Annotated in this window: 22 protein-coding genes; 9 read left to right on the top strand and 13 right to left on the bottom strand. The window is 55.7% G+C overall.

Going from position 1 to position 25,135, the window contains the following annotated elements; all coding sequences use genetic code 11:
• The first annotated feature begins 50 nt into the window (after positions 1-50).
• Together Mal52_RS23685 and Mal52_RS23680 are read left to right on the top strand one after the other, a co-directional pair.
• On the top strand, positions 51-1,631 hold the full coding sequence (locus Mal52_RS23685) for a multiheme c-type cytochrome (protein ID WP_145378990.1): 1,581 nt from the start codon (positions 51-53) through the stop codon (positions 1,629-1,631).
• Positions 1,632-1,930: 299 nt separating this feature from the next.
• The gene (locus Mal52_RS23680) at positions 1,931-3,952 is read left to right on the top strand and encodes a DUF2339 domain-containing protein (RefSeq protein WP_145378989.1); all 2,022 of its coding nucleotides are present in this window, start codon (positions 1,931-1,933) and stop codon (positions 3,950-3,952) included.
• Between the two features lie 245 nt (positions 3,953-4,197).
• On the opposite strand, the gene Mal52_RS30620 is transcribed toward Mal52_RS23680, so the two are convergent.
• The 6 genes from Mal52_RS30620 to Mal52_RS23655 all read right to left on the bottom strand — a co-directional run bounded on the left by Mal52_RS30620 (position 4,198) and on the right by Mal52_RS23655 (position 10,927).
• The gene (locus Mal52_RS30620) at positions 4,198-4,569 is read right to left on the bottom strand and encodes a DUF6368 family protein (RefSeq protein WP_420824938.1); all 372 of its coding nucleotides are present in this window, start codon (positions 4,567-4,569) and stop codon (positions 4,198-4,200) included.
• 96 nt (positions 4,570-4,665) lie between these two features.
• The gene (locus Mal52_RS23675; protein WP_145378988.1) at positions 4,666-6,210 is read right to left on the bottom strand and encodes a tetratricopeptide repeat protein; all 1,545 of its coding nucleotides are present in this window, start codon (positions 6,208-6,210) and stop codon (positions 4,666-4,668) included.
• 131 nt (positions 6,211-6,341) lie between these two features.
• Positions 6,342-6,590, bottom strand: coding sequence for a hypothetical protein (locus tag Mal52_RS23670; RefSeq protein WP_145378987.1), 249 nt, complete (start codon positions 6,588-6,590; stop codon positions 6,342-6,344).
• A 551-nt stretch (positions 6,591-7,141) separates the two neighbouring features.
• A complete protein-coding gene (locus tag Mal52_RS23665) occupies positions 7,142-7,684 on the bottom strand; it encodes a DUF2760 domain-containing protein (RefSeq protein WP_197534420.1) in 543 nt (180 codons plus the stop codon).
• A gap of 138 nt (positions 7,685-7,822) precedes the next feature.
• Positions 7,823-10,231, bottom strand: a complete 2,409-nt coding sequence (locus Mal52_RS23660) for a serine/threonine protein kinase (RefSeq protein WP_145378985.1) — start codon at positions 10,229-10,231, stop codon at positions 7,823-7,825.
• 132 nt (positions 10,232-10,363) lie between these two features.
• Complete coding sequence (locus Mal52_RS23655; protein WP_145378984.1) at positions 10,364-10,927, bottom strand: sigma-70 family RNA polymerase sigma factor; 564 nt, start codon at positions 10,925-10,927, stop codon at positions 10,364-10,366.
• Between the two features lie 627 nt (positions 10,928-11,554).
• Here Mal52_RS23655 and Mal52_RS23650 point away from each other — a divergent pair.
• On the top strand, positions 11,555-12,028 hold the full coding sequence (locus Mal52_RS23650) for an ATP-binding protein (protein ID WP_197534419.1): 474 nt from the start codon (positions 11,555-11,557) through the stop codon (positions 12,026-12,028).
• 218 nt (positions 12,029-12,246) lie between these two features.
• On the opposite strand, the gene xerC is transcribed toward Mal52_RS23650, so the two are convergent.
• The 4 genes from xerC to Mal52_RS23630 form a co-directional block, all read right to left on the bottom strand.
• On the bottom strand, positions 12,247-13,158 hold the full coding sequence (gene xerC / locus Mal52_RS23645) for a tyrosine recombinase XerC (protein WP_145378982.1): 912 nt from the start codon (positions 13,156-13,158) through the stop codon (positions 12,247-12,249).
• Between the two features lie 147 nt (positions 13,159-13,305).
• A complete protein-coding gene (locus Mal52_RS23640; RefSeq protein WP_145378981.1) occupies positions 13,306-13,536 on the bottom strand; it encodes a hypothetical protein in 231 nt (76 codons plus the stop codon).
• A gap of 170 nt (positions 13,537-13,706) precedes the next feature.
• Entirely contained in the window at positions 13,707-15,023 is a 1,317-nt protein-coding gene (locus Mal52_RS23635; protein WP_145378980.1) for a YML083C domain-containing protein, read from the bottom strand.
• 295 nt (positions 15,024-15,318) lie between these two features.
• Positions 15,319-15,729 carry an FHA domain-containing protein gene (locus Mal52_RS23630; RefSeq protein ID WP_145378979.1) on the bottom strand — a complete coding sequence of 137 codons (411 nt, stop codon included), beginning with the start codon at positions 15,727-15,729 and terminating at the stop codon, positions 15,319-15,321.
• A gap of 514 nt (positions 15,730-16,243) precedes the next feature.
• Here Mal52_RS23630 and Mal52_RS23625 point away from each other — a divergent pair.
• From Mal52_RS23625 to Mal52_RS23615, 3 genes are all read left to right on the top strand, one after another.
• Positions 16,244-16,855 (top strand): peroxiredoxin, encoded by a 612-nt coding sequence (locus Mal52_RS23625; protein ID WP_145378978.1) that lies wholly within the window; start codon positions 16,244-16,246, stop codon positions 16,853-16,855.
• A 12-nt stretch (positions 16,856-16,867) separates the two neighbouring features.
• Positions 16,868-17,497, top strand: coding sequence for a thioredoxin family protein (locus Mal52_RS23620; RefSeq protein WP_145378977.1), 630 nt, complete (start codon positions 16,868-16,870; stop codon positions 17,495-17,497).
• A gap of 240 nt (positions 17,498-17,737) precedes the next feature.
• Positions 17,738-18,283 carry a DUF2617 family protein gene (locus Mal52_RS23615; RefSeq protein WP_145378976.1) on the top strand — a complete coding sequence of 182 codons (546 nt, stop codon included), beginning with the start codon at positions 17,738-17,740 and terminating at the stop codon, positions 18,281-18,283.
• 221 nt (positions 18,284-18,504) lie between these two features.
• Here Mal52_RS23615 and Mal52_RS23610 read toward each other — a convergent pair whose 3' ends face one another.
• On the bottom strand, positions 18,505-19,368 hold the full coding sequence (locus tag Mal52_RS23610) for a sugar phosphate isomerase/epimerase family protein (RefSeq protein ID WP_145378975.1): 864 nt from the start codon (positions 19,366-19,368) through the stop codon (positions 18,505-18,507).
• Positions 19,369-19,450: 82 nt separating this feature from the next.
• Positions 19,451-20,005: a dTDP-4-dehydrorhamnose 3,5-epimerase gene (gene rfbC, locus Mal52_RS23605; protein WP_145378974.1), complete on the bottom strand. Its 555-nt coding sequence runs from the start codon at positions 20,003-20,005 to the stop codon at positions 19,451-19,453.
• A 214-nt stretch (positions 20,006-20,219) separates the two neighbouring features.
• On the opposite strand from rfbC, the gene Mal52_RS23600 reads away from it, so the two are divergent.
• On the top strand, positions 20,220-21,152 hold the full coding sequence (locus Mal52_RS23600; RefSeq protein ID WP_145378973.1) for a leucine-rich repeat domain-containing protein: 933 nt from the start codon (positions 20,220-20,222) through the stop codon (positions 21,150-21,152).
• Between the two features lie 21 nt (positions 21,153-21,173).
• Here Mal52_RS23600 and Mal52_RS23595 read toward each other — a convergent pair whose 3' ends face one another.
• Positions 21,174-22,976, bottom strand: coding sequence for a TrkH family potassium uptake protein (locus Mal52_RS23595; protein ID WP_145378972.1), 1,803 nt, complete (start codon positions 22,974-22,976; stop codon positions 21,174-21,176).
• Between the two features lie 148 nt (positions 22,977-23,124).
• Between Mal52_RS23595 and Mal52_RS23590 the strand changes: the two genes are divergently transcribed.
• Entirely contained in the window at positions 23,125-24,531 is a 1,407-nt protein-coding gene (locus tag Mal52_RS23590; protein WP_145378971.1) for an HD domain-containing protein, read from the top strand.
• A gap of 121 nt (positions 24,532-24,652) precedes the next feature.
• Complete coding sequence (locus Mal52_RS23585; protein WP_145378970.1) at positions 24,653-25,069, top strand: hypothetical protein; 417 nt, start codon at positions 24,653-24,655, stop codon at positions 25,067-25,069.
• Positions 25,070-25,135: the final 66 nt, after the last annotated feature.

Below are 25,135 nucleotides of genomic sequence, written 5' to 3'. Positions count from 1 at the left end.
AGTCAGGCTTGTCGTGTTGAAAGCCGTCGGAAACCAGTGGAGGGTGAGGGATGACTTGGAAACGTTGGCAGGTGATGCCGTTGTTGATCGTTGCCAGTGCGGCTTGTGCCGCCTGTCTCTCTTCGTGCGGCTCAGACGATGACCCGTCCCAGGTCGATACGACCTCTACGACACCCAAAAAAGACAACAAGCCCAGCTACCCCCCGCCTGCACCGATCTTTGAAGGCTGGGAAAAGCCGGAGTTCGTGTTGTGCGTGACGGGCGAAACCCACGGCTATCTAGAACCGTGCGGCTGTTCCGAAACACAGTCCGGCGGCCTGTCACGGCGAGCGGATCTTTTTCGCCAAATTGACGAAAAAGAATGGCCCCGCGCCGAACTCGACTTAGGCGGTTCGCTCAAACGGACCCGGCGACAAAGCCAAATCAAGTTCGAAATCTTGCTCGATGCGATGCAGCAAATGGGCTATGCCGCCATGGGCTTGGGGCCCGAGGAACTCCGACTCGATCCCGGGTATTTGCTCTCGTTAGATACCGAGGATCAATTGCCATTGCTCGGCGCAAATGTCGTCCTGTTTGGATCCGAAGAACTGACGATGCCCAAACGGCATTTCACGACCAAAGTTGCTGACAAAACCATCGGCGTGATTTCAATCGTGGGAGATGCCTACCGCAACGAGATCGTGCCTCCCGCAAACGACGGCGTAGCGCCTGATGTCGACATCACCAATGCCCATGCTGCCGTCACCAAACAATTGGCCGCACTGACCGATGAAAACGCAGCAAAACCCGATTTGCTCGTGCTGCTCTCGCACGCCCCCCTGGATGAATCGAGAGCATTTGCCGAGGCCTTTCCCCAGTTCGACGTCGTTGTTTCGGCCGGTGGTTATGAAGATCCCGATAACAAAGCCGAACAAATCGGCGAGTCGAAAACGATGTTCATCACCGTAGGCCACAAAGGCAAACATATCGGTGTCATCGGGTATTATCCCGAAGCGGAGCAGAAGCTAAAATTTGAATTGATCGAACTCGACAACCAGCGTTTTCACGAAACTCCCGCAATGACCGATGTGATGCGTCGCTATCAAGAGCGATTGCACGACGAGCAAATCGTCCAGAACTTAAAGCCGGTCGCGCATGAGTCGGGAGCACGTTTTGTTGGCGTCGATCAGTGCAAAGACTGCCACACCAAAGCCTTTGCCAAATGGAGCACCACCCGCCATTCGCATGCCTACGATTCGCTCAGCAAGGGGCGTGAAGGACAAGAGGAGGGTTGGATCTCCCGCGTGCATGATCCCGAATGCTTGGCCTGCCACGTCACCGGTTGGAATCCACAACAGGTCTTTCCTTATGAAAGTGGTTTCGTGGATGCCGACTCGACGCCGCAATTAAAAGGCCAACAATGTGAGAACTGCCACGGTCCCGGCAGCATCCACGCTGACCTCGAAAACCAACGGGTCGCCGGCGATTTACCGCCGCAAGATGAGGAATTGATCAGTTGGCGGAAAAACATGCATCTCGATCAGGGGATTGCCGAGAAGCAACTCTGCAATCAATGCCACGACCTCGACAACAGCCCCAAATTCGACTTTGCCGAATACTGGAAAAAAGTCGCCCACCCCGGTCGTGACTGATAGCCGGCTGCACACGCACCCTGTTTTAATCTGCCTTGGTTCCCATGCCTCACTTTGGGGACCAAGGCATTTTTTACTGCGCGTTTCATCCATGCACATTCGTAGCTAAGATGAACGGCACTTCCATACATCCACCGGCGCCCCTTCCCTCATCCGCAACGGCCTGATCGGCCCGTTGAAAAACCAAGAACATTCGAGAGTCGGGTGCCACTGCTGGCTTGTCCAGCTGTGTTTTTACCTGTCACAACGTTTGCACTGGCGGACAAGCCGCCAGTGGCACCCTTTTGCAACGGGTTGCTATGACGACATCGGACGATTTTAAGAATGACGGATCGGCGCGGCGCTTGACCCAATTTGCGTGCGCGGTACTGATCGTCCTGACCGCCGCTGTCTCGCTGGCTGACATCCTCAACGCCGAACTGCGATTCGGACCGCGACGCTGGCCCACAGCCCGCCCGCCAAAAACGCCCGCCTTCAGCGCCAATGATCGTTCACGTTGGTGCACCGTCTGGTCACTCGTCGAACGCGGCACGTATCAGATCGACGAGATCATTCAGCGACCCGGTTGGGATACGATCGACAAAGTCCGTTGGAAAGGACATTTCTATTCCTCCAAACCGGCGCTACTCCCCACGCTCGTCGCCGGTTTGTATTGGACGATCAAAGAATCGACCGGCTGGACCTTGGATCGCCAAACGTACGATGTCGCGCATCTACTACTGATCATCGTTAACTGGCTGCCGTGGATGATCGCGCTGATATTGATCGCTGTGATGGCCAACCGCTATGCGCGTACCGGGATGAGCGCAGTCTTTGTCGTCGCGGCTGGTTCGTTTGCCACATTCCTTTCGACATTTCTAATCACCTTCAACAACCATTCCGTCGCCACTTGGAGTACGGTCTTCGCGCTCTACCCGGCGACAAGAATCATCGCTGAGGGGCGGCGTAGCGGCGGACTCTTCGCCCTGTGCGGATTTTTCGCGGCGTTTACCGTCACCAACGAACTCCCGGCGTTCGTGTTTGGGGCGGCGATGTTTGTGATCCTGCTCCGCCAATCCTGGCGACTGACGTGCGTCTGGTTCATACCGGCCGCACTGATTCCCCTGGGTGGTTTTTTCTATACCACATATCTTGCCAGCGGCGGCTTGGTTCCGTTTTATGCGTATTTCGGCACCAATGTGTATGAATATGTGCATCAGGGAGTTCCCAGCTATTGGATGCAGCCTCAAGGCATTGATGCCGGTAATGAGTCCCGCTTCGCTTATTTCTTGAACTGCCTGATCGGGCATCACGGCATTCTTTCGCTGTCACCGATATTTTTACTGACGGTCATCGGCTGGATTTATGGCCGCCGCTGGCGCGAGTTTCCGTTGCGGTTATTCAACCGCCTGGGATTGGGGCTGACGTTGTGGATGCTGCTGTTCGTCATGTACAAGACCGACAACTATGGCGGGAACACCAGCGGGCTGCGTTGGGTTTTCTGGCTGATTCCGTTTTGGCTGCTCACCATGCTGCCGGTGCTGGATGAATGGGGCCACAAGCGGTCCTTTCGCATCGTCGCTTGCCTGCTGCTGTCGGTATCGGCCTTCTCAGCTTCCTTTTCGCGTTCGAACCCCTGGTCCAATCCTTGGGTGATGAATGTCATGCGCTATTGGGGACTGGCCGACTACTCCACAAAAACACCGGAGCCAGAGACGCCGCTACAATGTTGGATTCCATCGCTCCCCCTACAGACCGACTCCCCATTGCCCTTCGCCGAATTCCAAGGCATCAACCATCTGGGCCAAACGACGCGTCTGCGGCTGACCAGCCAAGGGGAACTTGAAATCGACGGCCAAGCGGCGCGGCACGTGCGTGTCGAGCGTGGAACCGGTTACGGAACATCGGCAAGTGATGGCGAGCAAATCAACTTGTACCTCAACGAACAAGCGATTGCCGCCGGCGCAGCGCCCGATGAATGCCTGCTCAGGCCCGGTGCGACATCAGCGCGAGAAAAACGGATCGCGGAAATCTTTCTGCAAGGCATGCCCCGCACGCGGGAATATTTCTACCGCAACATCCGCTACCTATTCACGCCGCTGGAAACCGATGCGATCGAATGCCGTGAAGCGGTCTCGCAAGTCAAATACACCCCTGGCGACACCGACCGCATGACGGTCTATCGCCGCACCCTCTGGTTATCCGACCGCGTCCCGTTTGGTGTACTGCAGTTTGAGGACACCGTCACCGACGCCAAAACCAACGAGGTACTCTTTCGCCAGCGAATGACCCTACAAACAGTCAGCCACCTAAAACCACGCCCCGCAGCAACACAAGAGTAATCGTCGAGAGAACCCAAGTGCATCTACATTTCCCCCTCTCCCTCTGGGAGAGGGCCGGGGTGAGGGTTTTCGGCTTTTGCGAGCGGCATCCCATCCAGCAATAGAAAAGCCAAAGTTTGGTGCCCCATAACACGCAGTGAGGGGGAGTTCCTGCCGGATCGTTTTGCAATTGTTCTTCCGTTGTCCCACAATGAATGGTGCGTCGCAATGCACCCTGCAACGACAGAAACAATGCAAACCTTTTGCTACTTTCCCAGTTTTGTAGCAATGCCGTCAAAACGATCAGCGATCTTTTTTGCAAGGAATTTGGTCAAATTCCAATCCTCGGATTCGTTGCAGCCCGCTGAAACGGTGACAAACGCCTGGAAGACAGAAGAGTCCAAAGCCAATTCTTTAAGGTCTACACCGCAATCCTCTAATCGCTTGGATGTTTCCCAAACGTGAACTTGAAATGGATGCGTGAAACCAGTCGACTCAGACGTCATCCAGATATCCCAATTACACCCTTTGCGCGAAGCTTCGATTCTAGCAGCGGCACTCCGCAATTCGGAGTCGAGGGTTACCAGCAATTGCTCAGAGACGGGTTTCGGCAAAAAAATGGTCGTAGTCGGTCCCACGAGCAGTTCCTTTCACCATCTCTGATTGCCCCGATTTTACTAATCACGTATAGCCAGAGATTAAATAAAGGACACGATGTCCGTGTCACATCCGTGTTAATCCGTGGCCAATTTCTTCTTAACAAGCGTTCGCGCATCCCCGGTTTTGCGATAACTCTGCACACGTTTTTCACTCACATGCGGCTTCCATGTGTTGGTTTTCGTCGCCGCCGATTTGCGTGTTTTAGGAGACGTTTTTTGAGCTGGCTTGGAGGGCTTGCTCTTTTTCTGTGTGGTCCGCCAACCAGTTTCGGCGGGCGTCGCAGCAGCAGCTAAGGGTTCGGCGACTGGCGGTGTTGAGGCTGTCGGTGTTGCATCTGGTGGTAGGAGAATCGGTCCCGTGACAATCGGCGTCGCTGCTTTTGGTGCAGCTTTGATTGGCGTAGTTGGAACCGGTGTCTTTTTGATTGCTGTCGTTTTCGTCAGTGTCGCTTCCGTCGCAAACGCTGAAAACAAAGGGTCCGTAATCGGTGACAAGGCGACCGGGATCACAACGGCGGGGGGCGGCAGCAGGAGCGGAATCGAAACGTCCACAGGAGTGATGGCTGCAGGGACTTCTTCCGGTTGTAATTCTACGAGTGGCTGAATGTCCCTGGTCGATTGTGTGTCCGTTGTTGATTTTGTATCCGACGTTAATTTCGCTGGCGGCGGATGATTGACGACGATCACTCCAGACGCTTGTTGGATTCTCTGTGGCCGTTGAGCAACGAAGGTCGGCACCGGAGTCGCAGCTAGCAAAACCGGAGGTGTCTCGAAGGGAGTGAAGGGTTCGGGTTGCGGCACGAGCGCCGGCTTGGGCACCGGCATAGCTGCAACGGCGACGCTGAACAGCTGAAATTCCGACGTCAGAGCGGACGGTTTTTCGCCCAATGTCGTTGCGACGCGCCGGGCAGATTGAGCGTCGCCCATTTTCAGGCAGACTTTGCCATACTCTAACAGGGCCGGCCAATGTTCACCGGCAATCATGGCGGTCTCGCAAGCGGCCAGATCAATTTTCGCCAACTCATAATTCCCCAGTTGATACCACATCCGTCCCCGTTGGCGGAGCAGTGTGGGATCGTCCGGCGATTGTTTTAACGCCACACCATAATAGTGGGCGGCGCGGTTATGAACGTTTTGGCTTTCAAAGAGGCGTGCAATCGCGACCGGCACAGCTGTTTCTTGGGGGAGTTGGCGATGAGCCTGCATCAAGACCTCTTGCGCAGTATGCGAATTCCCCGACGCTAAATACGCTGCCGAAAGATCCAAACGGTAATTCACATTACTGGGATCACGTTCAACCGCTGATTGAAGGGCAGGCAAACCAGCCGGGATCGCTCCCAATTGCACCAAATGCATGCCCGCTTCATGGAGTACTTTGGCCGACTGGGGCTTCGCGGTTACGACCGCTTGCCAGGCTTGGATACTCTCCGCGGTGCGTCCCAAATCGGCAGCGATACAGGCTTCGGTGATGCGCGCTTCCCAGGAGTAGGGGTGCTTGCGACGGTGTTTCTTGACGGCATCATACGCACCATGCAAATCGCCCGCTTGATAGCGTTGATTGATCTGTTCCAGGGCGGCTGCATTCTCCACTCCCAGCCTTTCGGCCGAGCGTGGTGCCATGGACAGGCGCATGCCCGGGCCAGCGCAGCCCGTAATATTCACCAGCATGCCGGCGATCATGAGAGCTACAAAGAGTGAGGGTTGTATGCGTGACAATGGAGAGGTACTCATCCTGCCAACCTGATTCGGCATTAGTTGCGCTGTTCAAAATGAACGGTGTTCGTGGATTCGCCAATCGACGGCACGTTGACAAAGGGATCGACGACCGTCAACGGCGTGTCGTCGACCGTCGGTTGGTCAGGCAAAACCGTGGGGAGCCACAGCAAGCCACCGACAATCAATCCGCTCCACAACAACACTCGCGAGATGCGTTTGCCCGGTTGTTGCGCAGCAAAGAATGCGTCGACACGCTCCAATGAATGAGAGGGAATCTTCCGCACGGCAATGACCGCCCGATATTTGAATTGCTGGACCGTAAATTTAAGATGAGGTTGCTGAAGGAAACCTCAGAGGTGCTACGGTCTAGATATCGGCGACACAGGGGAAACGGCTTCGGCCAGAATCGGCAAAATTCAGTTATTCGCCCTGATTCGACCAACCGGAATATCTTGCCACCTGGTGCGGAGAGGGGTGGCAAGGGGTAACAGCGCATAGAAAAAAGGCGTGGCAAGGTCCCCTCGAAGCTCCCAGCTCTCCTTGCCACGCCTCAAAGATCAGCATCTCTTGAAGGAGATGTTACTTACGGCGTGTATACCCGGCAAACTGAAGGTCCGCCCCGCTCCCGTTTCGTACAAACAGGTCGCAGCGGCCTGACAACGTTTGCCTGACAAATCAAACATAGGTCACAACTGGGGAGGAGTCCAAACGATCTTAAAAAGATTCTAAAAGGATTGGAGGGGGGAGGCTTGAGGCTTGAGGTCACAGGCGTGAGGAAAGACAAAACGGCACACCCTTCCTCAAGCCTGTCCCGTCACGTCTCACGTCTCACGCCTTACGTCACATCGACTTCCGCCGGGGCGATGACGTTTGCGGCTGCATCGCCGCCAGTCCATTGCGGCAGGTCGCACCGTGTTGCTTTCCAGCCGTGATGTTGTAGCGTCCCTTGATGCGGCGGATCGCCCGCTACGTTTCCAGTGAGCCGGAACTCAGCTGGATCATAGCCGGCGGGGATTTCCAGCGACGCACCTTCATCGTCGGTAACCACAGCGGCCGGGGCAAACATCCGTTGAATCACGGCGGCGCTATCCCGGTGGATATCGCGGACCGCGGCGCCGATTTGCGCGTCTTCATATTCAGCGATCGACTCTTGCAGGAAATCCAACAGTCGCGCTTCGCGCTGCAGGGCGGACAACAGGCTCACCGCATCGCTGCGTGCCGGTTTTTTGGGCGCCGGTGGTTTGGGGGGCGGAGGTGGCGTCGCGGGGGTCTCTGCGGTCAGTTGTTTGCCACTCAACAGTTGCTCCACCGATTTGGCGAACTCTTCATTTCCGAACACTCGAAAAAACGACTTAAATGCCAGTCCCAGTTTTCCCACCAGTTTTTCCTTTATCAATGATGAATCGAATTTATCGATTGCGCCGCGACAGCGCGTGCGGCGCGATAGTGTTTGGCCGAGTTATACCACACGACGCCCGTTTTTCGAATTCACTTCGATTTGCGGTGGCCCGGCCGATCACTGTTTCGTCGGTGAACTGGCGGCAAACGTCTGGGCGACTGTCTCCGCCGCTCCCGGTAGAGTCTCCAACAACGTAGCGATGGCGGTTGTGGTTCGCAGTTTGGCCACGTTGGCATCCCACCATTTGCGTGCATCGTGCGTCGTCCAAACCTCGTGTTCGGCCAGTTGTTCCAGAATCGCCAATACTGCCGGAATATTGCGCGGACGCGATGCGGGTGACTTGGCCAAACAGTCCATCACCAACCGATCCAGCGCCGGTGGCACCGCCGTTTTTGCGATTTCCGACGGCGGGACGGGCATCTCGTTCACAGCGTGGTAGACGATCTCCATCTGACTCATGCCGTCGAATAGTTGCTGACCTGTCAGCAGAAAATAGGCCACGGCCCCGACGGAATAAATGTCAGAACGGTCATCGACGTCGTCCGGTGTTTGCAACCGCTCCGGCGACATATACATCGGCGTCCCCACGATCATTGCCGGCGATGTGATTTTCGTTCCACCAGTGTCGCTGACGCTTTTGACCAAGCCAAAATCCAAAACCTTCACAAAATCGGCTTCGCCCCCCAGGTCGCACAGCATAATGTTCTGCGGTTTTACATCGCGATGGATCAACCCAATGCTGTGTGCCTCGCGAAGTGACCCACAGATTTGTCGCAACAGGAAGATGACTCGCGCTGCGGGGAGCGGACCGCTCAGCGCGACCAGTTCGGCTAACGAGATCCCCGGCAAATACTCCATCGCGTAAAAAAATACCTGATCGGACGTGCGGCCGTAGTCATAGATTTCAATCGTATTGGGATGTTCCAACTGACTGGCCAACTGCACTTCGCGTTCGAACCGGCGGACATCATCGCGCCGCTGCCGGTTTCCTTTTAGAAGCTTGACCGCTGTGGGGCGACGCAGCAGCGCATGGCGGGCGAGATAGACCTCGCCCATTCCCCCCTCACCGATTTTGCGTAGCAGCGAGTATTGACCGAGCCGCTGAAATGTTCCTACTTTTTTTTTGAGAATCGCAATCCGCGCGGCAGCAATGAGCAATCCGCCGATGGCCAGCGCCAAACATCCGGTACGAATCCAAAATGCTACAATCGGATACCGCAACAACTCATACGCTTCCTCGCTATCGACTTCACACACAACTCCCATGTTGTATTGCGATAACCACTGCCACGCACCGATCACCTGCACACCGCGATAGTCCCGATAAGGGTCAAGGATCACGCCGCGGCGAAGCTTGGGGTCATGCAATGTTCTGCTGGCGACTGCTTCAGCGGCGATTTTTGTCAGGGGGCGGTTGCGTAGCGCAGTCTTCGGTCGATAACCGGTCAGAAGATTTCCCCCCGGATCGCGAACATGCACGGTGAAAATCGAACGGGAGTCGGGCGTATCCGGAATTAAGCCAATGCGGCGAAGTTCCGGGTCGAAACGGCTTTCCGATAACAAAAGTCCCTGCGAATCAAACGCATAAGTTTCTCCCGAACGTCCCATGCGCCCGACCGAGAGAACGCGGGTGAATTGATGATCGGCCAACCAGCCGAATCCCAGCACCGCGATGATTTCGTTCTGGGCGTTATGTACCGGAGCATTGGCCCACACGACCGGTACATCGCGGCGAATGGTTTGATCCGGTGCAAAGGCGCCTTGTGGAAATGGTTTGGTGATCGTTGTTTTGTTTGCGAGCACCTTGGCCAATTCGGCCATTCCCCCTGCTTCTAAGCGGACTCCAATGTCGTCGTCCCGCTCAGACGCTAAAACGCGCCCGGTGCGGTCAATTACGGCAAAACCGGAGTTGCCCTCGCGGTGATGAAACACGTGCAACTCCTCCCGTATGCGCGCCAGTGCGGGGGAGTTCAGCAAGTCCTCGCGGGTCGTGGATTCCAACTGCGCCAGCGCCACCAGTTCTTTCGTGGCAGCGAGAACGTTGCGTTGCTGCGCCCAGACCTCTGCTGACGATTTCTTATCTTCCATCCAGATTTCCAACGCAGCGATGTCAGCATCCAGCAACGATTCCAACTTGGTGGCCAGAATCTTTCGCAACGATTCTTCCATGCCCCAATACATCCAAATCCCGACGCCGCTCAGCAGGATTCCCAGCACAAAGAGGATCATGTTGCGCCAAAAACGATGACGAAAGCCTCGCTCGATGATTTCACGAATCGTCGTGGCGAAGATGCGACGGAATGGTCGTTGATTCACACCGCTTGCCGCCGCTGCGATGGGATTGTCCGGCAGTCCCTCCGGAAGAATCGTATCGGGAGCATGATGCGATAGCAGCGATTCGACCTCTGCGCGAATCTCCGGTTCGTCGCCGCATTCCTGATCGAGAAACTTCGCGCGCGATTTTTTGTCCAAATCGATCGCCTGCACGAAAATGTCTCGAATGCGGCTGTTACGGTCCGGAATCACAAATCAACGCCTTTGGCAGGGAGAGGGGTTTTGACGAATCGCGGTCTGCCCACTTTAAAACGATTGGGTGCGGTGACCGATATCTCGGAAATGTGAAGTGGGGGTCATGTTCTGCAATGAGAAAGTGAGATTCTACAAGGCCAGTTCGCGTCGCAACCAGGCGCGGGCAAACGTCCAATCGTTTCTCGCCGTCCGTTCGGAGACGCCGACGACTTCGGCCGCTTCACCCACGCTCAGGCCGCCGAAGAACCGCAACTCAACGATCTCAGCTGCCCGCGGATGCTCCTCCGCCATTTTCTTCAGAGCCTCATCCAAGTCCAACACATCTTCATTGCGCTGCGGCGAAACCGTCAGTTCCTCATCCAAAGAGATGCGTCGTGCACCGCCCCCCCGTTTGACGCGTTTCTTGCTCCGTGCATGATCCACCAGAATGCGTCGCATGGCTTGAGCGCCAACGGCAAAGAAATGCGTGCGGCTTTTCCAATCGACTTTGGTCTGGTTGACCAATTTCAAATAGGCCTCATTCACCAGTGCCGTTGGCCGCAAGGTATGCCCCGGCGACTCTTGTTGCAAATAGCTGTTGGCCAGACGCCGGAAGTCGTCGTAGACCAGCGGCATCAGTTGGTCCGCCGCGTTTTCATCGCCGGCGGCCGCCATTTGCAGGAGCTCTGTTGTCTGGTCTGATCGCGAATTCATAGCAGCAATACCCCAATCGACATCTTTAAAATCGACATCGTTCCTCCGGTAAACGACCGGACAACCATCGCCGGTTATTCTACACGCAACGTACGCACAAATCCGCTGTAAAAGCGAAGCAATCCGTGGATTCTTGCCTGATCCCTGTCCCGAATTTGCCGGTTTGATGCGATTTAACCGCGTTATGGGTGTATCGATTTTCACTCATTTATACCGTGCAACCGGGGACGATTCATCGTCCCCCATTCGAACAGGGAGGGCAATCATGGCGGTTCATCAATGTCAATGCAATTTAGTCCTTTCCACATCCGAAACGCACGCACATTGTCCCAGGTGCCGACAGCCCCTCTCGGAGCAGGATCGGTTGTTCATTGGCGAGCCTCTCCTCAACGTAGCCGATGGCAACGAGAAACCGGTCCCCTCCGATTCTGGGGCGACCACCGGTTCGGCCGGGGTCGTCGTTCATGATTTTTATGGATTCGCTTTCGCGATCGCCCACATTCGCGCGATTCATCAAACTTGGTTGAGCAGCTAAACCGCTCGATGAATGCTGCTGCAGCCCCACCGATTCATCTTTTTCCGTTTCGATTCTCTGTCTTTTTTTGTCTATTACGGGGGAACCTTTTCATGGTTTCTACAAACACACTCGCAAACAACGACGCCCAGCAATACGCACGACCGGTGTTGAATCAGGCAGTGCGGCTATCGTGGGAACTCAGCGACCCGAATCAACTAGCCGGTGTTCAGGATGTCGTTGCTTCGGCGATGGAAAAACTGAACTATTATCCACGCGATCAATATGCCGTACAAATGGGACTGCAGGAAACCGTGTTCAATGCGTTTGAACATGGCAACTCGATGTGCCCGACGAAAAAAGTGTACGTGACAGCCACGATCTGCGATAACAAATGCTGGTTTCAGATTGAGGACGAAGGCGCCGGTTTCGATGTCGAGAACGTCCCCGATCCCACGCTGCCGGAAAACCTCACACGGCTTGACGGTCGCGGCATCTACATGATGAAGGCCTTTCTAGATTCGGTGGAATATCAATCCCCGGGCAATGTCGTCACCATCAGCAAGCAACGGACCATCGAAAATTGAGCCTTTCATCGCGACGGAGCGTTGGCCGCTTCCCGGGCAATCTGCCCCCCCCATCCCCCACCCGGCGCGGCCGACCCCGTCGTTATCTTTGATACAAGAAGTCGCTCAAACCGTCCCAATCTGGGGTGCCACTGGCAACCTTTTTCAGGCGGGCTGCGATACAAAGAGTCGCTCAAGCGATTTGACAGCCCTCACCCTCAAGCCTGTCCCCTCAAGCCTCAAGCCTTCTTAGCCGCATGAGGATGCGCCAGTTGATACGCTTCACGCAGCCGTTTGGTGCTGACGTGCGTATAGATCTGGGTGGTGGTCAAGCTCTTATGGCCCAACAGTTCTTGGACGCTCCGCAAATCGGCCCCGCCATCCAATAGATGTGTGGCAAAGCTGTGCCGCAGGGTGTGCGGACTGGTGATGCGGTCCAAGCCGGCGGTCTTGAGATGTTTGTCGAGCATGCGGCCGATGCTCCGCGTCGTGAGCCGCCCGCCGTTTTTGTTGAGAAACACAGCAAAACGGGCTTCTGGTTTGATATTCGGACGCGTCGCCCGGCACTCCAACCAACGGATCAAAGCCTCAGCGGCATACGACCCAATCGGGGCATAGCGTTCCTTGCGACCTTTGCCGATCACACGCAGCACATCCGCGTCGCGATCCCAATCCTCAATGTCGACCGCCACCAATTCGGCGACCCGCAAGCCGGCAGAGTAGAGCGTTTCTAGAATCGCCCGATCGCGAAGTCCGTCCCACGTGTTGGCCAACGGGGTTTCCAGCAGCGTCGCCAATTGCTCGGTCGACAGGAAGTGCGGCAGCCGTTTTCCTGCTCGCGGTGTGCGTAGCGCTTTGGCAGGGTTGGACTCGACCAGTTTTTCGCGATGGCAGTAGCGGAAAAAACTTCGCAAACAAGCCAACCGCCGGGCAATCGTCGTGCGGGCATATTCGCAATCATGCAGATAAGCGATGTAAGCCCGCAGCGTACTGATATTGATTTGATCGACCGCCTCAGGAACCCCACCCAGTCGTTCATCAAGCGCCTCAAGCAGACTATCGAGATCTTCCTTATAAGATTTGATCGTCAGCTCCGAAGCATTACGCTCGATACGAAGATAACGCAGGAAGTCAGCGATGGCGGTGTGCATGGGGTGGGAGGCCGTAGGCTGTAGTCCTTAGACTGTAGAATTGGCGGTTGTATGCCGTCGTTACCGGGGAGCGCGAGATTCATCCAAACACTCAAGCTTTAATCCCACAAACCCTAAAGCCTAAGGACTAAAGCCTAACGCCTAAAATCAGCGATCCATTTCGCCCAGTGCTCCGGCTTGTTCCTGGTTTTCGCGGGCCAGGCGGCGGATTTTTTGGCTGAGGACGGCGGCGTCGTACCAGGAGAAGCTCAACTCGCGGTCGCTGGCATATTTGCCCAACGTCCGCAATAACGTCGCGGCACTTTCTTCGTCGTACAGAAAGACGTACCGTTCGGAATCCTTCACCAACGCCAAGACATTCACGCCACGTTGCATCATTGCACCTTGTTTCTAGGCTGTCGTCCTTAGGCTGTAGACTGTCGAGTTGGCCAATTCAGGCTGAGGGGGTCGTCGCGACGGAAATAACCGTCCCCCATCTAACCAGCCTTCAATCCGGCCACTGGCCACTGAACACCGGCCACTCTCTTTATCGGTATCTCAATGCGGGCTTATCGGTCTTTTCGGATCTTCAGCCAAACTTTCGTCGGCAAGCCGCCGCCGTGCAGTGTCAACGTATCGATAATCATGATGTGGCAACAAAAGGTGATGTAATCATCGGTACGTTGCATATAGCCTTCCCAACCGCCACTACGTTTGTCGCCGGTGATCTCTACGTAATCCCGTAAGAGCGCCACAACAGCCTCATCCTTACCATCGAACATTCTGGTATAGGACATCACCGGTTTCGTGTGGTCTTGCTCAACTTCAACGAACATCCCGGGCGTCGGTAATAATTCCGGCGGCAGCGGGACCGGCTCTAAGATAATTTCTTCTGTCGCCGGCGGAGGAGCAGTCAGTCGCGGTAGTTGCTGTTTTTCCAGCATCGGTGTGGGCAGTTGCGGAGGCGGTGTGACCGCAAAATCGCCTTTCGCCTGCAGGACCGGCGTGGCTGCCAACGGCGCCTGATTGGCGAGTGCGACGACTTGCGGAGTCTGCCGCACAATCGGTCCGTACTGTGCCGGGTCTTCACCCAACGGGATTTGCGCAACCGGGTGGAGCAATTGAATCGGCGACGATGAAACCGGCGGCGCAGTTGAGAGCAATTCTAAGTTGGGAGCAGGAAAACGACGTCTCGCCACCGGTGGAAACTGGCCGGATGGGACCGGTGTCGGCGATGCAGTCAGCGGGCGATTGGCGCGCGATGTTCCCAACGCTCTCGTTGCGGGGTAATTGGTTTCGTATCCAAACAACGGCACGGCTTGGTTGCTGTCGGCAAGCAAAGGCGCTGCGTTTTGGCCGCGGATAATGCTGTTGTTGTCTTTAGTGCGAAGTTTCGGGAAATTGTAATGGCAGGGGCAATCTCCGTTCTCGTCCAGTTCGTCATCCTCACACGGTCCGCACGGTTCTCCGTCAGGGAACATCGTCCAGTTTTTGGTCGAGTACCAATTGACCTTCAAACCGATTTTGGGCGGGTACCAAGGATCGAAGGCGGTGATTGTGCCAATGACGACCGCATCGACTTCCAGCAGCTTCGCCAGTTCCAAGACATCATTTTCGTTGCGGAATTGAAGACGGTTTTCCAGGATCGCCGTTTCCACCGTTCCCAACGGCAGCACGTCGTAGCCATGGATTTTTTGCAGTTCCGACGCATACGCCAGACCGAACGTCCGGCCCAAATCGTTGATTTCCCCCGGCATTGCCGATTGATTGAAAAACGGCACCACGGCAATGGTGTTCATGTTGGGAAAGGGGTTTTCGGCGCGCGGTTGCAGCACAATGCAACCGGAAAACAGCAGGCAGACGGTCAATGCCAGCAAACAACGCATGTTGTGAGATACCTGCTCAGAAACGGATGTGGAAACTCCCTAACTCCGTTATCGGCATTTCCGGCAGAATCACTTCAATCGTTCGGGTTTACTAGCTTTCCAATTCAACAACCGCAAGCAGTCCGTGAGCATGGGGCGTGACAGAACCCGGAGTTTGTGTGCCACTGGCTGCACGTACGGCAGGTGGAATGAGCGCTGGAAGATGGGAGCGAATTGAGAATGGAGGCGTCTGGAACTGTGTTGACGCTGCAAGATGTAAGCTGGCCACACGCGGGATAACGCGCATCTGCCAAGCTTACTGAGCAGAATCGTCGGGGAGGAATTCGATCTCGTCGTCGCCCCGTTTGGGACGCATGACGGCGGGAATGCTGAATTCCGTCACCACTTCCGTCTCGTCGGGATTGCTCGCTTCCTCGACATCGGGGCCTAAAAAGACCTCGAATTTTTCCTTGGCGAAGGCCAGTTCGTCCCCCGGTAGCAGAGCGCCACGGGTAATGCGTTGACCGTTCACCTTGGTGCCGTTGGTGCTTCCCAGATCGCGAACAAACAACAATCCGTCGGTTTTGACGATCACGCAATGGAGTTTTGAGATGCTGCCGCTGTCGATCACGACATCGCAATACTCGCGGTGCCGCCCCACAAGCGTTAAGTCGTCGGCGATGATAATGGGATCCCCGCTCGGTTTAGGGATCAACTTAGCCTGCATGGTGAACTCGGTGCAGAAGGCGCAACTCAGGATAGGGACAATACATACAATTGTCCCACTCAAACAGCCTGTGTCAAGCGGGGAATTCCCCCACCGCCCTGTAGGGCATAGTACACAACCCGATAATGCACAGCGTATTCCGATTGTGCCGGGTGGATGTCTGACGACCAGGGAGCATTTTGGCGTTCTGGATTGGCAGGCCAGGTCGCGCGGTTGCAAATCGGCCCTTTTTAGGGCCTTGAGGACTGCGGAGAAGAGTCACCCACCGGGCGGCCTGCCGAGTTGACAACTTGCCTAGGACAATACAGACTGAGAGTCGGCTCGATGCTCGACGGACTGGGGAGCGAGTCCCCTCGTTTTTTTCGTGTGAGGAACAAACAGAGCTCAACTGCTCCGCGAATTCCCCCACCCCTGAAATCATCTGCTGGCGCGTACTTCCGGCGCGGAATTGCCGGGTGTTCAAATGCGACCGAAGATGAACACACCAACCATTCCCCCAAGTGAGGACGGAAACATGTCGAACTTCTGCAAACGGCTTTCGGTGATTGCATGCGCGGTAGCGGCCTGCTGTGTGGTGGCGGGAGCGGCACATGCCGCTAAAGACAAAGAAAAGCCTGTGAAATTGAAAGTCGGTGACAAAGCGCCCGAATTCACCAGTGTGGATGACAAAGGCAAAGAGTGGAAATCGACCGATCATGTTGGCAAAAAAATTCTGGTCGTCTATTTTTACCCAGCCGATCTCACCGGCGGTTGCACGAAACAGGCCTGTGGATTCCGCGATGACATGGAGAAGTTGAATAGCAAAGACGTTGAAGTCGTCGGCGTGAGTGGCGACTCTGCGGAGAACCACCAACTCTTCAAAAAAGTGCACATGTTAAATTTCACGCTTCTGGCCGATGAAAAAGGCGAGGTGGCAAAGGCCTTCGGTGTCCCGCTCAGAAAAGGGGGCGACTTCAAGTTTGAATTTGAAGGCAAAGAGCAAGTCCTGACGCGCGGCGTGACTGCCAGTCGCTGGACGTTCGTGATCGATCAGGATGGAAAAATCGTGCACAAAGACACCTCCGTCAAAGCACCCAAAGACAGCAAGACGGTGATGGAAGTTGTCGCGAAGCTGCAAAAACCGTAGACGGAACCTGCCGTGCCTAAACCTTCGAGAAACCGCCGCGCTTGCATCCTGACCTGGATGGCACTGGTCGTGGTCACGATCAGTGTGGAGGCTGCGTTGGCAGGTAAATTTAATAAGGTTCTCGACGTCGATGCCCCCGCACCCGATTTTTCGGACCTGCGGGGGACCGATGGCAAGACGCACAAACTGGCCGATTACAAAGAGCACGATATCCTCGTGCTCTTTTTTACAGACAATCATTGCCCCGCCTCACGGCTCTACGCCCCGCGACTGACGGCACTGCTCAAGGAATTCGCAGACGATCCAGTCGCGCTGGTCGCCATCAATGTCTCTGACGATTCGTTGGAGTCGATGCGCACGCATGCGGCGAAACACAAATGGCCGTTTGATTATCTCAGCGACCCGACCCAACAAGTCGGACGCAACTACGGAGCCGTGCGAACGCCGCAATTCTTCGTCCTCGACCGCAAACGCCAAGTCGCCTATATGGGGGCGTTGGACAATCACGACGATCCCGACAAGGTGACGAAACAGTCACTCCGCGATGCCATCCGCGCACTGCTGTCGGGAAAGCGTCCTGCGTCTGGTGAGACATTACAACGCGGTTGCAAGATTGAATACGCCGAAAAAACGAGCCCTTGAGCGTTGCTGTCAGCGGCTCTCTGTTTCATGGCGGAGCCCGTCAACAACTGTCGATCGCCTCGCTGTCAAGCCCCTTTTTTGCGAATCGATTGATTCATTTGCTTTGGCCAATTTTCCCACAAAAATCCTCTGTTGGTTCCCGCCTATTCGATTTATAATCAAGTCTTGATAACCGGTTGTGCAGCCTCGCATGCAACCACACCCCATAGCGGTTGTGATTTTCAGTGAAAGCGTGGAGCGATGGACGTTGATTTTGCTCGGCCCGATGTGGCACGGTTGGTGTTTCGGCTATTCAGCCGCGAACTCCATCCCGAGTTGATCAATGTCTATGCCTCGGCAGCGATCAAAAGCAACGACTACGAAGCGAAATTGCAGATCTGCGACGCTGGCCACGTGATCACATTTTGCCGCAACGGACAGATGCTCTGTGAGGTGATGACCGGTCGGGAGCACCCGCTGCCCAAACGGCGACGGATTCTGTCGCATGGAGTGCAAGGGCATCGCTGCGAAAGCCTGCAGCTCGCCGATGGCGTGAACTATCACGTCAGTTTCCAGTTGGAGAAATTGGAGCCGGACGTCTTCCTGCATTTTCACGAGGAACTGCTAGCGGATTGCTCAAAGGCCGATTTGGCCCACCGTTTCGACGCGGCCGGCCGCTTAGCGCCGACGCCGCTGAGTTTCATGGAAACCGAAGCAACCGCCGACCATTTGATCGTCCACGCTTTTCACACCTTCCCCGACAATTACGGCGTCGTTAAAACGCAATCCATGTTTGAATTGCGCTAAGCGTATGCTGAACGTTTAGCGAATCCACCTCACAGGACGCAACGGGAGGGCGAGGCTCTCGCCGAGCCGCGCACCACCAATTCGTGTAATTCGAACAACAGTTTCGCAGATCACGCCCAGTCTACCGATGCGGCTCAGCAGGAGCTTCGCCCTCCCGGACTGCTGGAAATCAGCACGCTGCGAGGCTGGAGTTCCGCAACCAGCATGCCTCCCCTGCACTGCTAATCTACGCCAGACAATCCCGCTTCGACAAACGACTTCGAGTGCCGAATGAACGATTCCGCATCAGGGCAGACGTTGTGAAACATCCCCCGCTCCAAAGCGAAGTCGCCGTCGCGCCAAGTCGAGTTGTAGCTTTCAAACCCGATGTAGCCTTGCCAGTTGGCGGCATTCATCGCGGAAAATAACGATTGCCAAGGAAGCAAACCGGTTCCCGGGGCGCCGCGATTGTTTTCGCAAGCATGCAGTCCCCACAGGTGCGGACGCATTTCCTCGAATGCGGCGGCAAAGTCGGTCACTTCGGTGACCAGATGGTACGTGTCGAACAGGCTGAAGAGGTTTTCATGGTCCGCCAGTGAGATCAAAAGATTGACCTGTTGCGGCGTATTGGCCACGTGAGTGCGGAAGTGGCTCATCGGCTCTAAGACAAGCTGCACGCCGGCATCAGCGGCATCTTCAGCGAGTATGTTGAGGGACTCGGCTATCCGTTTGGGTTCATCCTCATCAGGACGCTGCTTTCGGACGGCACCAGGATGACCATAGATGGCGCCAGTATAAGCAACTGCTCCGGCACGCCCCGCTTGCTCGATGGCGCGTCGATGCCATTGCACAGCCGGGTGCGGATCACTGGCATTTGCCAAGGAGATGTCGCACTCCATCGGCCACGCCCCACCCGGGCTGAACACCAATTCCAACCCTCGCATATCCGCTTCGTCACCAAGCTTGCTGGCGTTAAAGTGAATGTCATCACCGATGGCGACCTCGAGAAAAGAGAGTCCCCACGCTTCCGCATCATCGAGCATGCGCAATAACGCGCTGTCATCGTATCGGTCTTGCCAGAGGAAGACGTGGGCGCCGTATTTCATGGTTTCTCGTGCCCAATAGGGAGTGGCCGGTGGCTAGAGAGAGTGGCCGGTGGCTAGTGGTCGGTGGCCAGAATAAGAGGGATCACAGATCACTGCTCGACTCGTAACATTCCGCATCGGCTAAGAGAATGCCGGCTTCGTCTTTGGGGGAGAGGGTGGGGTCCTTGATTGGCCATTCGAGGCCAAGTTGTGGGTCGTTCCACAGCAGGCTGCGTTCGTATTCTGGATGATACAGATCGGTGCATTTGTAGGTGACTTCGGCGATCTCGCTGACGACACAAAATCCGTGGGCAAATCCGGGAGGGACGTACAGTTGTCGTTTATTCTCTTCGCTGAGGATTTCGCCCACCGATTGTCCAAACGTTGGCGAATCGCGGCGGAGGTCGACGCCGACGTCATAGATTTCGCCGCGAACGCAGCGGACCAATTTTCCCTGGGCATGTTGAATTTGATAATGCAGACCACGCAAAGTACCCCGGCCCGAGCGGGAATGATTGTCCTGCACAAAATCTGCTGGAATCCCCGCGGCGGCAAATTTTGCTTGATGGTAGGTTTCCATGAAAAACCCGCGTGGATCTTCAAAGACCCGGGGGAGAATCAAATACATACCGGATAGTGCTGTTTCGCGAAATTCCATAAAAAACGTCTCTCAAGCCAAGAAGGTCCTGTCCTGCCTACCAACGAGCTGCCTGGTGAATAGTGCAACTGCACCCAAATTCAACAGATAGCTACATTGCACTATAGCAAAATGGCCTCAGAAACAAATTGAGTCGCTCTCGCTGCAATTGCAAAAATCCGCTAGCATCCCGGTCGTTTGCCGAGGTATTTCCCCAATCAACCAGCCATTGCGAATGAAATTGAAACGTCATCATAAATGGATCGCCTGTCTGGCCTGTTTGCTGTGCGCTCAGGTTGCCTATTCGGCGGGCAAGATGTGGTGGATATCTCGCCAACACGCAGCGTTGTTTGCCGAGATCCGCGATAGTGGTGGGGTGATCGACGTCGTGGCGCGGGGCCGAATGTGGCCTTGGCATCTGGGACCGGCCGTACAGGTGCAGCTCAATCGTACTGCTGCTGATGATCGACTGGTGCAACGGATCGCCGACATTGCGGACTTGGAAGAATTAGAACTCAATGAAACGCAGATCACCGACGTCGCACTGCGGCACCTCACCCCCTGTCGGCGGTTGTATATTTTGCGTCTCGACGACACTGCAATCACAGATGCCGGCGCCGCCGACCTGGGGCGGATGACTCAACTCAAAAGTCTGTATTTGATTGGCACACGCATCACCGATACGGGCGTTTCGGAATTGGCTGGGCTGATCCATTTGCGCGACCTGGATCTATCGCGGACGGCGATTACTGATTCTAGTTTGGTGCACCTCAAGTTGATGAGCAAGCTGATTGATTTGGAATTGAACGACACGGCGATCACCGATCGCGGTCTACAGCATTTGACCCAACTCCCACAGCTCAAGGATCTGGATCTCAATGGCACGCTGGTGGGGGATGCGGGGATCACCGAAATCCGCGATTTGAAAAATCTAGAGGAACTGGAATTGTCCGGGACCGCTGTCACCGATGCCGGATTGGTTGCGTTGCACGGATTTCCTGTGTTGGACGAATTGGAATTGGCCGACACTCAAATCAGCGACGCAGGCGTGCGACACCTGCATGCTTGTCGACGATTGGAAAATTTGAATTTGTCGCAGACCGCTATCACCCCGACGGCAGAAAAAGCACTGCAGGCGGCGCTGCCGCGCTTGCGGATTCAGCGCTGACGATCTTGCCGATGGCGTACATCAACCGAGCAAGACCCGCTCTTCGGGATAGGAGTATCGGCCATTGTCTCCACTACCGGCCAGTCCCACGATCAACGTCAACGGCCCGACTCGCCCCACGAACATCGTTAAAATGATCACGAATTGCGAGGGGATTCGTAGCGACGAGGTGTCGATGGTCGAGACCCCGACCGTGGCAAAGGCGCTGGTCGCTTCGAAGAGATGATCCAAAAAATACTCCGGCTGGTTTTCGATCACCACAATCAACAGCGTGGTTGTCAGCACGCAAAAAATTCCCATCGCCACGATCATCAATGAGCGTTTCACGATCGACTGCGGAATGGTACGTCCCCGCAATTCAATTTGTTCGCGACCACGCAGCAGCGCAATCACCGCTAAGATACTGAGCGCGAACGAAACCGTTTTGATTCCGCCACCAGTGGAACCGGGGGATGCTCCCACGAACATCATCATGATCCCAAAGAATTTGGTTCCCGGTTGCAGATCAGCCAGGTCGACCGTATTGAATCCAGCCGTGCGGAAGGTGACAGATTGAAACCAGGAAGCGGAAGCCTGTTCGCCCACGGTCAAATCCTGCATCAAAGCGCCGGATTCTAACAGATAAAACCCGCACGTTCCCCAGGCCAATAACCCCAAGGTTGTTACGCCCACTAACCAAGAAGTATTCCCCAATCGCATCCGCCCGTGCGGCACATTCACGCTGCCGGCGCGGGTCCGGTTCGTTATTCGCCAACGAAAGACGCGTCCCAAATCGGCCATCGCTGCAAAACCCAGGCCCCCCACGATGATCAATGCCGGAACCGCGGCCCAGATCTGCCAACGGGTTTGCATGCTGGAAAAACTATCCGGCATCAAGGCAAAGCCAGCATTACAAAAGGCGCTGACGGAATGAAACAGCGAGTGGAACGCCCGTTCATACCAAGGCAGTTCGGGCCAAAGTCCCCACAAGGAGGCCGCTCCAATCAATTCCGCTGTCGCGGTAAACAGCACAATGGAAGTCATCAACTTGCGCAGCGCGCCGGTGTTTTCCGTTTCCAGCATATCAGCCAAAAAAGCGGTTTCACGGACTTGCATGCGCCGCGCCGAAACCAGCGCGAACAGCGACCCGCAAGTCATGATCCCCAGCCCGCCGATTTGGAACAAACAGAGAATGATGGTTTGACCGGTCGCGCTCCAATAGGTGCCGGTGTCGACAAGAATTAAACCGGTCACGCAACTGGCGCTGGTCGCTGTGAACAACGCCACATGAAACGGCGCGCCCCCCTGTCCGACCTCAGCGCGAGCGCGGGGTAGCATCAATAGGATCGTCCCCACTGCCACGAGCACGAGAAACGAGGCGACCAAAATAAATGCGGGGTTACGTCCGCCTGAAGAGATCCAACGGACCAGGATCACAAAACCGACGCCCGTCCTCAGAAAAATTGCCGCTTCGCTGATATTGTTGATCGTGCCAAAGCGTCCCTCACTGCCACCACCGAAAACCAATGTGATGAGAACACCCAACAACCACAATCCAACGACGCCGAGTGACACGCGGTTTTCTGCAACGAAGGACTTATGGCTCACGGCCCAGTAGTACCGCAAACCCAAACCGACTGCAAAAACCGACATGATCACCAACGTCGCAATTCCCAGCGGAAGATCGGTCATCGATTCCCACTGGCGTGAACTGCGGTGCAATACGATGGAGACAACCCCCACAACCTGCATCACGCGTTCGGCAGCCAGCACGCGTGAGGAGCGACGGATGCGTTGACGAGCGACGGCCAGGGGGATGTTTGGAGGAGGGATTTCCGTAGACATTTCGTAGGGGGCATTCCTGGTTGGGAAATCAAGTAGGCGCGGTTGGAAGAGGAGGCCAACACCAACCCCCTTTTTTGTCAAAGCCTAGTCCGCGCGGCAAGGCGCGACTATGATACGGCCCGCCCAGTTTAACGGAGTTTGTACACCAGTGATACGCGATTTTACCAGCGAAAGCCTCTCCCACGACCCTCTGCACGGGTACATTCCCTTCATCGCCAAATCCGGTTTGCCGACCGGCGAAGTCGCCGAGCAAGAGATCATCGACCACCCGTGGGTGCAGCGGTTGCGACAGATTCATCAATTGCAGACCGCGCGTTGGGTGTTTCCCTCCGCCGAACACACCCGATTCCCGCACTCCTTGGGAGCCATGCACCTCGCATCGCAAACAATGGAGCGCTGGTATGTTTCGTTACTCGAATCTTGCCCGGAAACGCCTTCGGCCGGATATGTTCACAGTTTGGTCCGTATGGCGGCTCTGTTGCACGATGTGGGACATGGGCCGTTCGGGCATTTCTTCGACGACCATTTTCTGTCACAGTTTTCGCTGACCCACGAAGATTTGGGTGTGGCGGTGATTGAACAGGAATTCGCCGAATTGCTCAAAAAGATCCGCCGCAGCCCGTTCGGTGCATTGGGCGATGATGAACAACTCGATCCGGCGCACGTTGCCTGGCTCATTCGCCGCCCCCGCCCCGATCACCCGCAAGACACCGACCGCCCTTTGTGGTTGCGACATTTACGAAGTCTGTTCAGCGGCATTTACACGGTCGACAACATGGATTTTGTGCTCCGCGACAGTTACATGTCCGGCTACAACACGCGGGCCTTTGATATCTCGCGATTGATTCACTACAGCTTTTTCACTCCCGCCGGCCTGACCATCCATCCGCGGGGATTGCCGACGTTGATCAATTTTATCGAAGTCCGCGCGAATCTGTTTCGCACGATCTATTTTCATCGTGCAGTCCGCGGACTCGACGTCGCGCTGGAAGAGATCTTTACGGAAAGTATGCAGCAACTCTTCCCGGCCAATCCGCTGGATGATCTGGACCGCTACCGGCGGTTTACGGAGTTTTCACTGATGGTCGATGTCGAACGTTGGGGAGACGCCGCGGATGTGGACCTGCGGCGGTTGGGGGAAAGTTGGCGGCTGCTCTTCCGGCGAGATGTGGCTTGGAAGGTTGCAGCGGAACGAATTCGTTATTTTCACGCGGGGCTGTCGGAACGGATGACGATTTTTTCCGAACCGGAGGTGTTGTTGCGCCGTGTGCGTGAAAAAATGCCGCCCGAGTCGCGCGACGCCAACCTGAAAATCGACGTCGCTCGTCACTACCATCGGCCGAGCACTCGCTTGCCCACCGGTGGACAAAATTATCTCTTCAATCCCGCAACGGGCGAATCGCGTGCATTGGCCGACTCGCAATTATTTGCCGAAGTCCCGCTCAGTTCAGCGGTGTGCCGTATCTACGCCAATGATCGTCGGCACCACGCCGCTGTCGAGGCCGCTCTGAATACCGTACTCGGCGATGCCGGCGACGCGCTCACCAATATGTGACGCCACTCGGGGACTCGCGGCCGTGCTATCTCAAAACTGGCAGCCGGGTTCGATCGTGCCGGTTATATGGGGTGTGTCCATTCGTGTGATATCCACTGTCCGGCTGTCCGATATTTTGCGCATGATCAATTATGAGCTTAGTCAGTTGCAAGATAATCCCGAGTGGCTCGACGTGCTACGCGCCTACTCCGAATCGACACCGGACGAACAGGGCCGCTTGACCCGCGTCCACGACATCGAGGGGATTGCCGAAGAGCATTTGCCGCGAATTCATGGAAAACTGATCGCATTCGGATTTCTGGATTTCGAGCTCGCAGATCGCCACGAAGGCGTGTTTTACCAGTTGACCTCGCTGGGCCGTCAAGGCCTCATCCGCCTACGTGATACGGGGGCCGACACGGTCGATGAGACTACCGCTGACGAAATTGTCGCTGAGAATGACGCTGAAAGCGACGAGGCCGAAGCTGAAGCGACCACGACACTGCTCGAAGAACCGGTGACAACCGACGAGAGCGCACGTGAATCCGAAGCAGCCTGATCATCCCGGCGAAGAGGGCGTTTCCGCCCCCGGCTAGACGCCCGATCAGAAGAACGTATCCCGCTG

The sequence above is a fragment of the Symmachiella dynata genome (assembly GCF_007747995.1).
Classification (GTDB): Bacteria; Planctomycetota; Planctomycetia; order Planctomycetales; family Planctomycetaceae; genus Symmachiella; species Symmachiella dynata.
This window is presented reverse-complemented; position numbering and strand designations above follow the sequence as displayed.

Excerpts from the sequence above, each read along its gene's own strand:
- Mal52_RS23685 (WP_145378990.1), top strand. The coding sequence starts at position 51 with ATGACTTGGAAACGTTGGCAGGTGATGCCGTTGTTGATCGTTGCCAGT.
- Mal52_RS23680 (WP_145378989.1), top strand. The coding sequence starts at position 1,931 with ATGACGACATCGGACGATTTTAAGAATGACGGATCGGCGCGGCGCTTG.
- Mal52_RS23675 (WP_145378988.1), bottom strand. The coding sequence starts at position 6,210 with ATGGCACCACGCTCGGCCGAAAGGCTGGGAGTGGAGAATGCAGCCGCC.
- Mal52_RS23655 (WP_145378984.1), bottom strand. The coding sequence starts at position 10,927 with ATGAATTCGCGATCAGACCAGACAACAGAGCTCCTGCAAATGGCGGCC.
- Mal52_RS23650 (WP_197534419.1), top strand. The coding sequence starts at position 11,555 with ATGGTTTCTACAAACACACTCGCAAACAACGACGCCCAGCAATACGCA.
- xerC (WP_145378982.1), bottom strand. The coding sequence starts at position 13,158 with ATGCACACCGCCATCGCTGACTTCCTGCGTTATCTTCGTATCGAGCGT.
- Mal52_RS23640 (WP_145378981.1), bottom strand. The coding sequence starts at position 13,536 with ATGATGCAACGTGGCGTGAATGTCTTGGCGTTGGTGAAGGATTCCGAA.
- Mal52_RS23635 (WP_145378980.1), bottom strand. The coding sequence starts at position 15,023 with ATGCGTTGTTTGCTGGCATTGACCGTCTGCCTGCTGTTTTCCGGTTGC.
- Mal52_RS23630 (WP_145378979.1), bottom strand. The coding sequence starts at position 15,729 with ATGCAGGCTAAGTTGATCCCTAAACCGAGCGGGGATCCCATTATCATC.
- Mal52_RS23625 (WP_145378978.1), top strand. The coding sequence starts at position 16,244 with ATGTCGAACTTCTGCAAACGGCTTTCGGTGATTGCATGCGCGGTAGCG.
- Mal52_RS23615 (WP_145378976.1), top strand. The coding sequence starts at position 17,738 with ATGGACGTTGATTTTGCTCGGCCCGATGTGGCACGGTTGGTGTTTCGG.
- Mal52_RS23610 (WP_145378975.1), bottom strand. The coding sequence starts at position 19,368 with ATGAAATACGGCGCCCACGTCTTCCTCTGGCAAGACCGATACGATGAC.
- rfbC (WP_145378974.1), bottom strand. The coding sequence starts at position 20,005 with ATGGAATTTCGCGAAACAGCACTATCCGGTATGTATTTGATTCTCCCC.
- Mal52_RS23600 (WP_145378973.1), top strand. The coding sequence starts at position 20,220 with ATGAAATTGAAACGTCATCATAAATGGATCGCCTGTCTGGCCTGTTTG.
- Mal52_RS23595 (WP_145378972.1), bottom strand. The coding sequence starts at position 22,976 with ATGTCTACGGAAATCCCTCCTCCAAACATCCCCCTGGCCGTCGCTCGT.
- Mal52_RS23585 (WP_145378970.1), top strand. The coding sequence starts at position 24,653 with ATGATCAATTATGAGCTTAGTCAGTTGCAAGATAATCCCGAGTGGCTC.